Annotated in this window: 1 pseudogene; it reads right to left on the reverse strand. The window is 66.7% G+C overall.

From position 1 onward, the window contains the following. A pseudogene (locus ADK28_RS32035) lies at positions 1-237 on the reverse strand (hypothetical protein); the annotation flags it as partial.

A 237-nucleotide genomic window follows, 5' to 3' on the forward strand; every position in this document is an offset into this window, starting at 1 on the left:
CCCCGGCCTGACGCGCCGCATCCGCCCGGGTTGAACGTGACGCATCCGATGCCGCTGACTGGCTGGCCACCTGTTTCATCAGCGCCAGAGCCTGTCCGTATTCCCCGCGGGCCGACAGCTTTCCGGCCAGTAAATATTGCGCCTGTGCATCCCCAGCCTGTGCTTTCTGCTCCAGCGCCGCTTCCGGCAACGTTGACAGCGGCGCGCTGCAGGCGCTCAGACCACCGGCAACGACCA

Origin of the sequence: Serratia sp. 506_PEND (assembly GCF_001076875.1) — a bacterium.
Taxonomy (GTDB): Bacteria; Pseudomonadota; Gammaproteobacteria; order Enterobacterales; family Enterobacteriaceae; genus Serratia; species Serratia marcescens.